Annotated in this window: 8 protein-coding genes and 1 pseudogene; 4 read left to right on the top strand and 5 right to left on the bottom strand. The window is 73.0% G+C overall.

The annotated features are described in order from the left end of the window. Together GKQ77_RS21620 and GKQ77_RS21615 are read right to left on the bottom strand one after the other, a co-directional pair. On the bottom strand, positions 1-938 hold a 938-nt coding region (locus GKQ77_RS21620; RefSeq protein WP_219690583.1), incomplete at its 3' end, for an MFS transporter. Between the two features lie 47 nt (positions 939-985). Further along, positions 986-2,269, bottom strand: a complete 1,284-nt coding sequence (locus tag GKQ77_RS21615; protein ID WP_219690582.1) for an SGNH/GDSL hydrolase family protein — start codon at positions 2,267-2,269, stop codon at positions 986-988. A gap of 152 nt (positions 2,270-2,421) precedes the next feature. Here GKQ77_RS21615 and GKQ77_RS21610 point away from each other — a divergent pair, with 152 nt between their 5' ends. Further along, the gene (locus GKQ77_RS21610; protein ID WP_219690581.1) at positions 2,422-3,330 is read left to right on the top strand and encodes a LysR family transcriptional regulator; all 909 of its coding nucleotides are present in this window, start codon (positions 2,422-2,424) and stop codon (positions 3,328-3,330) included. Positions 3,331-3,556: 226 nt separating this feature from the next. Here the strand turns inward: GKQ77_RS21610 and GKQ77_RS21605 are convergent, their stop codons facing one another. The 3 genes from GKQ77_RS21605 to GKQ77_RS21595 form a co-directional block, all read right to left on the bottom strand. After that, positions 3,557-4,030 (bottom strand): DUF7144 family membrane protein, encoded by a 474-nt coding sequence (locus GKQ77_RS21605; RefSeq protein WP_219690580.1) that lies wholly within the window; start codon positions 4,028-4,030, stop codon positions 3,557-3,559. Between the two features lie 109 nt (positions 4,031-4,139). After that, positions 4,140-5,117 (bottom strand): SGNH/GDSL hydrolase family protein, encoded by a 978-nt coding sequence (locus GKQ77_RS21600; RefSeq protein WP_219690579.1) that lies wholly within the window; start codon positions 5,115-5,117, stop codon positions 4,140-4,142. 88 nt (positions 5,118-5,205) lie between these two features. Beyond that, a complete protein-coding gene (locus GKQ77_RS21595; protein WP_372459948.1) occupies positions 5,206-6,327 on the bottom strand; it encodes a glycoside hydrolase family 113 protein in 1,122 nt (373 codons plus the stop codon). Between GKQ77_RS21595 and GKQ77_RS21590 the strand changes: the two are divergent. The 3 genes and pseudogenes from GKQ77_RS21590 to GKQ77_RS21580 form a co-directional block, all read left to right on the top strand. After that, positions 6,298-7,113: pseudogene (locus tag GKQ77_RS21590) on the top strand (thioesterase domain-containing protein); the annotation flags it as partial. The gene GKQ77_RS21595 and the pseudogene GKQ77_RS21590 overlap by 30 nt on opposite strands. Further along, positions 7,110-7,283, top strand: coding sequence for an MbtH family protein (locus GKQ77_RS21585; RefSeq protein WP_219690577.1), 174 nt, complete (start codon positions 7,110-7,112; stop codon positions 7,281-7,283). The pseudogene GKQ77_RS21590 and the gene GKQ77_RS21585, both read left to right, overlap by 4 nt. Beyond that, positions 7,280-8,596, top strand: a 1,317-nt coding sequence (locus GKQ77_RS21580) for a DHA2 family efflux MFS transporter permease subunit (RefSeq protein ID WP_219690576.1), incomplete at its 3' end; no start/stop codon positions are given. The genes GKQ77_RS21585 and GKQ77_RS21580, both read left to right, overlap by 4 nt.

Below are 8,596 nucleotides of genomic sequence, written 5' to 3'. Positions count from 1 at the left end.
CCCCCAGCCACCGTGCCGAGGCCGAGCACCCCGAAGGCCAGACCGGTCGCGAGCGCCGAGTAGCCGAGGACCTCCTGGAGGTAGAGCGTCAGGAGGAAGACCAGCGAGGTCTCCGTGGCGAAGGCGACGAGCCCCGCCGCGTTGCCCCAGACGACCGTGCGGCGCCGCATGATGCGTACGGGGATCAAGGGCGCCGCCGACCGCCGCTCCACGAACCAGAACGCGACCAGCAGCGCCCCGCCCGCGACCAGCGAGGCGAGCGCCACCGGGTCGCCCCAGCCGCTCTCGCCCGCCCGCGTCAGCCCGTACACGACAGCCAGCAGACCGCCCGTCACGGTCACCGCGCCCGGCACGTCGAGCCGGTGCCTGCACACGATCCGTGAGTCGGTGAGCAGCGCGGGCGCGAGGGCGACGACGGCCGCCGCGACCGGCACGTTGATGAGGAAGGCCCAGCGCCAGGAGAGCAGGTCGGTGAGGAGCCCGCCGAGGAGTGCCCCGGTGGTGAAACCGGCGGACATCAGCGCCCCGTTGAGCCCGAGCGCCCGGTCCCGCTGCGGCCCCTCGCGGAACGCGGTGGTGAGCAGCGAGAGCCCCGCCGGGGTGACGGCCGCGGTCGCGAGCCCCTGCAACACCCGGGCCGTCAGCAGTACTTCAGGCGTGGTGGCGAGGCCGCCCAGGGCCGAGGAGAGGCCGAGGAGCGCCATGCCGCCGATGAAGAGCCGCTTGCGCCCGAAGAGGTCGGCGACGCGCCCGAAGAGCAGCGTGAAGCCCGCCGCGGCGAGCGCGAAGGCGGTGGCGATCCACTGGAGGTGGGAGAGGGAGAAGCCCAGCCCCTCCCCGACGACGGGGAGGGCGACGTTCAGGATCGAGAAGTCGACGGCGACCATGAACTGCGATCCGAGCAGCAGTACGAGCACGAGCCGCTGCCGACGAGTCATCCGGGCGGCGCCGCCACGGGCGCCCTCGGGCGCTTTCAGACCGGTGCTCACAGCTCCTCCAGCTCGACCGCGCGGGCCATGGCCCGGTAACCGGCGTCGTTCGGGTGCAGGTGGTCGCCGCTGTCGTACGCGGGGGCGATCCGCTCCGGGTCGGCGGGGTCGGCGAGCGCCTTGTCGAAGTCGACGTACGCGTCGTACTCGCCGGACGTGCGCACCCACGTGTTGAACTCGTCGCTCACCTTGGCGGCGTGCGGCCCGTAGTGGTCGGAGCCGCCGAGCGGGAGCAGCGTCGCGCCGACGGCCTTCAGGCCCTTGGCGTGGGCCGCGCGGATCAGTTTCCGGTGGCCGTTGATGAGCTGGCGGACGGAGACGGTCGGGGCGGGCTTGTAGGTGGGCTTGTCGGTCTCGCTGAAGCCGATGTCGTTGACGCCTTCGAGGACGACGACCGTGCCGACGCCGGGCAGGTCGAGGGCGTCCCGCGTGAAGCGGCCCACGCCCTTCTCGCCGTACCAGGCGGAGTCGTTGAGGACCATGTTGCCGCCGATCCCGGCGTTGAGGACGGGCCGCTGGTCGCCCGCCTCGGCGAGGCGTTCGGCCAGGGCGTCGGACCAGCGGCGGTCGCGGTCGGTGGAGGAGGCGAAGCCGTCGGTGATGGAGTCGCCGAAGAGGACGACGCCGTCCCGCGCGGCGGGCCGGGCTCCGCCGACGTCGACGCCCGTGAGGTAGTACCAGGACTCGGTGGACTCGCCGAAGGCCCCGGCGCCGGTGTCGCCGGTGTGGTCGCCGTCGGCGCGGTAGCTGGTGGCGAAGGCCTGGGAGTGGAAGGTGGCGGGCCCGGTTGTGCCGGAGAGGTGGAGCGTGACGGTCACGGACTCGAACGCGTCGAGCTTCAGCCCCGCCGCGTCACTGGCGAGCCGCCCTCCGGCGGGGATGGTGGCGGCCCGTTTCCCGCCGCCGAAGGTGAGCCGCCGCACCGAGCCCTCCTCGACGGCCGCGCCCTTCTTCGTACGGGCGACGGTGGCGCTCTCGATGCGCAGGGGCGAGGCGCCGTACGCGTTGGAGAGCCGGATGCGGGCTCTGGTGCCGCCCTCGGTGACGCGGACGACCTGGCGCAGGGTCTGGCGGTCGAATCCGGCCTCCGACCAGTTGGGCTTGAAGCCGGTGCTCGGCCGCTGCGGGGAGGCGGCCCACGCGGCGCTCCACGCACCCTTCGGGCCCTGGGCCTGGTTCTGGGTCTGGGCCTGGGCGCCGGTGAGGGTGACCCCGGCGGTCAGGGCGAGTGCGGTGGCGGTGGCCGCGGCGGCGACGGAGATACGGGCACGCGAAATCATCGAAGGCTCCTGGGAGTTGGGGTGAAGGGCCGTCCCGGCGCCGCGCGCCGGACCGACACCCCAAAGATCCGCCGAACCCGATGGCCCATCAACGACGATCCGTGAAACGATCTGCGCGCCGCGCTTATCGATGCAGGTCACAGGGGGTATGCATGGAACGGCAGGAGCTGGAGACCTTCCTGACGCTGGCCGAGGAACTGCATTTCGGCCGCACCGCCGAGCGGCTCCTGCTCTCCCAGGCGAGGGTCAGCCAGACGCTGAAGAAGCTGGAGCGCAAGATCGGCGCCCCGCTCTTCGAGCGCACCAGCAGGGTGGTGCGGATGTCACCGCTGGGGCGGCAGTTGTACGAGGATGTGGCGCCGCTCCATGCCCAGCTGGAGGCGGCGGTGGCCCGTGCGAAGGACGCGGCGCGGGGTGTGGAGGGCGAGCTGCACGTGGGCTTCCTCGGCTCGGGCGCGGGGTCGCTGACGGCGTCGATCCTGGCGACGTTCCGGGAGCGCTGTCCCGGGTGCGAGGTGACGATGCGGGAGGCGCAGTTCCGGGACCCGCTGGGGGCGTTGCGCGCCGGCGAGGTCGACCTGCTCTTCACCTGCCTGCCGGTCCAGGAGCCGGATCTGGCCGTGGGCCCTGTCGTCATCGAGGAGCCCCGGCTCCTCGCGGTGCCGCTGGGCCACCCGCTCGCGGGCCGCGCGTCGGTCTCCCTGGAGGAGCTGGCGGGCGAGACGTTCTTCGGCGTCGTCAACGGCGCGCCCGCGTACTGGTGGGACTTCCACGTTCCGCCGCGCACGCCGGGGGGCCGGGAGATCCGGCGGGGCCAGGCGGTGGCGACGTTCCAGGAACTGATGACGCTGGTCGCGACGGGTCAGGGAATCTCTCCGGTGATTGCCTCGGTCGAGCGGTACTACGCACGTCCGGACGTGGTCTTCGTCCCCCTGCGGGATGTTCCGGCGGCGGAGGTGGCGTTGATCCACCGCGCGGGCGCGGTGCCGCCTCGCGCGGCGGCGTTCATCCGTGCCGTCGCCGACACGGTCACCGCGAACGGGGGCCCTGCCAGGTTCTGACGGTCCTCACGTGCGGGCAGTCCGCGGCCGACCGCGCAGTTCCCCGCGCCCCTGACGGGGCGCCCGTTCGCGGCACTGAGGAGCGCCCCGAAGGGGGCGCGGGGAACGGCGCGAGCAACCACGACCGAAGCCGCGCATGGGGGGACGGGCCCCGAAGGGGCGCGGGGAACGGCGCGACCAGCCACAGCCCACCCGCACAGGAAATCCGCCCACGTACCGCCCGGCGTCAGGGCCCCGCACTGTCGGCCCGGTCCGTACACAACGCCCAGATGACAAAGACCCCGATCGCGATGGAGATGAACGCCCACACCGGCGTATACGGCAGCCACAGGAACTGCGCCACGATGCCCAGCGCCGCCAGCGCCACACCCGTCGCCTTCGCCCAGCTCGCGCCCTTGAGGATGCCCCAGCCCGTCACCGCGATGACGATGCCGAGCACCAGATGGATCCAGCCCCACGTGGTGAGGCTGAACTTGTAGACGTAGTCGCCGATACGGGCGTAGACGTCGTCCTTCGCGATGCCCGCGATCCCCGCGAAGACGCCGAGGAGCCCGTTCACCAGCATGAGGACACCGGCGAAGAGGGTGCCGCCGGTGGTCCACACATCCGCGTCACCGCCATGGTGCGGCTTCCCGGGCCCCGGCTGCCCCGGCCGCCCCGGCTGCCCCGGCCTGCCGTGATGCTCGCTCGCACTGCTCATGGCCAGCCACCCCATCTCTCGCTGTCAGGACTCACAGCGTGTGACGGGCGGCCCGGGCCAGCGACCGGTACTACTCCGAACGGGTGACCCGAGCCCACCCCGACGGGGGCTAGGACGCGTCGCCCACCGCCCGCGTGATCGCCGCCGCGATCCGCCGGATCCCCGGCGAACGCACCGGACAGGGCCGGGACTTGGCCGTGGTCGGTGCCAGACAGAAATGCAGCGGGTCATCGCTCCGGTGCAGAGCCGTCCGCCCCCGCGCCCCTTCCGTGCAGTACGCCGGGTTCTTCGCCTCGTACGCCGTACACGGCAGCGTCTCGGCCCACGTGTACCGCGCCGCCGCCGGGGCCACCGCGCGCCCCGCGTCGGCGACGAGGCCGCCCGAGGCGCGGGCCTGCGCCTCGTAGATGCCGTTGACGCGGCGGACGCGGTCGGGCGTGATCGGGTCGGGACCCTGGAGGACCCACACGATGCGGGGCCGGTCCGCGCCCCCGGCGGCCGCGTTGATCTGCCCGGCCAGCGCACGCGCGTCCGCCGCGTACCGGTCGAAGTACTTCTCGCGCGCCTTGTCGTACGTGATGCCGTCCATGCACGGCGTATAGCCCCACGCGTTCCCCCAGAACTGGAGCACCACGTAATCCGGCCGCTCGGCGCGCACGAGCGCGGCGGCCTTGTCCTTGTCGGGGACGAGGGAGCGCTTGCCGGTGCCGTCGAGGTAGTCGCAGAGGGTGGTGCCCGAGTAGGGCGCGCTGCGGTAGCGGGCGCCGAGGTCCCGCTTGAGCTGCGCGCCGAGGACGTCCTGGTTCTCCATGGCGAGGGAGTCCCCGAGGTAGAGCACCTTCGGCTCCTTCATCCGGGCCTTCTCCGCGATCCGCTGCCGGGTGGTGGAGGTCGGGGCGGGGGAGCCGGAGCGGGCCGAGTCGGGACGCCCCGCACCATCGGGGCCCTTGGACACCTGTCCTCCCGGCACGGGCGCGGCGGCCGGCGCCTCGCCCCCGGACCCGGGGTCCCCGCACGCTCCCAGCAGCAACGCGGCCGCCAGCGCCCCCGCCCCCGAGGCCGTACCCACACTCCACCGCTTGCGCATGCGGCAACTCCCGCCCCAGACAGCCGAAATAGGCATCAGGCAAACACATGCGCGACGGCAGGGGAAGTGCGTGGCGCGCCAAGTACCGTCAGCCCCGGGTGGCCCGCGCGAAGTGGCGGGCCAGCGCCTGGAAGGACTCCTTCGCCTCCCAGTGCCAGGGCGAGCCGGGGTCGTCGGGGCGGTCCCTGACGGTCTTGGTGATGCTGTAGCCGGCCATGTCGAGGTCGTAACGCCGTTCGGGGTGGTGCGGGACGTCGGGGGTGACGAAGTTGTAGACGAGGGCCGCGCGCAGGCCCATCGCCTCGAAGGCGCCGAAGACATCCAGGAGGTACGCGGCCTGCGTGCCCTCGCTCCGCTTCAGATCGCCGATGATCTCCGGGGGCTGCTTGTCGTAGTCCACGACGTCGTGCCAGCCCATGCCGCCGCGCTCCGGCGCCCCTTCGTACGTGCATGTCCCGCACTCGGTGATCGCCACCGGCTTGCCCCAACGGCGGTACGGGGTCAGCTCCTTGACGTAGTCGGCGCGGGTCCGGTGGTACGCGTAGTAATTGACGCTGACGAGGTCGAAGAGGGACCAGTCGACGTCGTCCTCGTGCGCGGCGCCATAGGTGAGCGTCCCCCGGAAGACGGAACGGCCGGTCTTCGCGGCCCGCGCGATGAACGCGCGGAGCTTGCGGACCATGGCCTGGGGGTCGTAATTCCCCTTGAGGATGTTCTCGACGCGCTCCACGGCGTTGGCGCCGGGCACGATCCCGGGAACGTACAGCAGGAACTCGCACCCCACACTGAGGTACACGCGCGCCCCCTGGCGGCGCATCCGCTCGGCGTGCCGACCGGTCTCCGCGAGGTGGTCGAGGATGTCGCTCTCCGGTACGTCGCCCAGGCGCGGCTGGATCCAGACGTGCAGTCCGCGTTCGGCGGCCTCGGAGGCGGTGGCGGCGAGGCGTTCGACGCCGTCGCCGAAGACGGAGACGGTGGTGGCGTGCAGATCCTGCCTGATCGCGCGCAGGTCGGCGCGCATGCGGGCCGGGGCCCACCGGGTGGCGGGGGACTCACCGTCAATGACCTCGTAGCAGACGCCGCGGTAAGCGAGACCGCGAGCTTTCGCGGGGGCGGCGGCGGGGGCGTCGGCGGCCCGTGGTGTCCGGGTGGTGGTAGCGGCGGCGGCCGAGGCGGAACCGCCCGCGAGGGCGACCGCGCGCCGGTCCACTGCGTCCACCCGGCGGGCGGCCTGAGCTGGTGCTACGCGGGCCTGATCCGGCACCTCCCGGCGGACGTGCCGATCTACGGCCTCCAGGCGCAGGGCGTGGGCACGGCCACCGCCGCCGACCCGCTCCCGGGCACCCTGGAGGAGCTGGCCGCCCACTACGTCTCGCGCCTGCGCGAGGTGCAGCCCACCGGCCCCTACCGCCTCCTCGGCTGGTCGACCGGCGGCATCATCGCGCACGCCATGGCCACCCACCTCCAGGACCTTGGCCACGAGGTGGAACTCCTCGCCATCCTCGACGCCTACCCGGCGGAGGGTTTCCGCGAGCTGCCCGAGTCCGACGAGGCCGAGGCGCTTGAATCGCTGCTCACCATGGGCGGTTACGGCCCGGACAGTCTCGCTGGCGATGACCTGACCACCGAGAACGTCATCGGCGTACTGCGCCGCGAGGGCAGCCCCCTGGCGGCCCTGCCGCCCGCCACCTTCGAGGCCCTGCGCGACATCTACCTCAACACCAACCATCTCGTACGGGGCTACGACCACCGCCGCTTCGACGGTGACGTGCTCTTCTTCCGGGCGACGGTCGACACCATCGACGACGCGCTCACGCCCGAGACCTGGACTCCGTACGTCGGCGGGCGCATCACGAACACGGACGTCGCCTGCTCGCACAAGGACATGACCCTGCCCGAGCCGATCGCGCACATCGCCCGCGTGGTCGCCGCCCGACTGACCGATGGACCGGGCCCGATGGACCGGCCGACCGAGCTGGAGACCCCGCGATCATGAGTGACGCACCCGCCAACCCCTTCGACGCCGACGGGGAGTTCCTGGTCCTCGCCAACGACCGCGGCGAGCACTCGCTGTGGCCGCTCTTCGCCGAGGTGCCCGACGGCTGGGCGGCCGTGCACGGGCCGTGCCCGCGCCAGTCCGCCCTTGCCTGGGTCGCCGGCCGGTGAGCGGCGGACTGCTGGTCAGACCCCGGATACGCCCCAGGGTCGCCGTCGTCCTCGTCTACACGGCCGCGATGTGCATGAACGGCCTGGACTCCACGATCGTCAACCCGGCCCTCTTCACCATCGCGGGCGACTTCGGGCGGCCGGTGTCGGCGGCGAACACGGTCGAGACGGCGTTCCTCGTGGCGCTGGCCCTCGCCCTGCCGGTCGCGGGCTGGCTCGGTGACCGGCTCGGCACGAAGCGGGTCTTCCTCGGCGCGCTCGCCCTCTTCACGGCGGCGTCCGCCGTGTGCGGCCTCGCGCCGGACCTCACCACCCTGGTGGTGGCGAGGGCGGTGCAGGGCCTTGCGGGCGGGCTGCTCACACCGGTCGGGATGACGCTCCTGTTCCGGGCTTTCCCGCCCGAGGAGCGCGTACGGCTGTCGAAGGTGCTGATCGTGCCGACCGCGCTGATGCCCGCGCTGGGCCCGCCCCTCGGCGGCTTCCTCACCGAACATCTCTCCTGGCGCTGGCTGTTCTTCGTGAACGTGCCGGTCGGCGCGGCGGCCGTGCTGTTCGGCGCGGTGGCCCTGCGGGAACACGTGGAGGGGACGAAGGCCCCCTTCGACCGCGTCGGCTTCCTGCTCGCCACCCCGGCGCTCGGTCTCCTCACGTACGCGCTGGGCTTCGGCCCCTCGCAGGGCTGGGCGCGGCCGTCGGTGGCGGTCAGCGCGATCGCGGGCACGGCACTGCTGGTCGCCACGGTGGCCCACCAACTCCGCGTCCGCGAACCCCTCCTGCGCCTGCGGCTGCTCGCCGACCGCGTGTACGGAGCGGCCTCGGCGCTCGCCCTGGTCAGCGCAGCGGGCCTGATGGGCGTCCTCTTCGTCTTCCCGCTGCTCTACCAGGCCGCGCTCGGCGCGTCCGCGCTCGACGCGGGCCTGAGCGTCTTCCCCGAGGCGCTGGGCCTGATGCTGGCGTCCCAGGCCGTGGACCGCCTCCTCCCCCGCCTCGGCCCACGCCGCCTCGCGGTCCCGGCGCTGCTTCTCGCCGGGGGCGTCTTCGCCGCTCTTGCCGCGCCCGGGGTGGCGGAGAACGCCTGGGCGGTGCGGGGGCTGATGTTCGCGGTGGGGCTCGTGCTCGGCACGGCGGTCCTGACGATCCAGATCGCCGGGTTCGAGGGCATCGCCCCCGCGGACATGGGCCAGGCGATGGGCCTCTTCCAGATCGTCCGCACGCTCGGCGGGGCGGTGGGCATCGCGGTGTGCGCGGCGCTGATCGGAGGGCATGGGGTGGGCTTCTCGGACGCGGGCCCCTACCGGGTGGCGGTGCTGGTG

This window comes from Streptomyces anatolicus (assembly GCF_019400875.1).
Lineage (GTDB): Bacteria > Actinomycetota > Actinomycetes > Streptomycetales > Streptomycetaceae > Streptomyces > Streptomyces anatolicus.
Note: the sequence above shows the minus strand (reverse complement) of the source record. Positions and strands in the feature narration are given on the sequence as shown.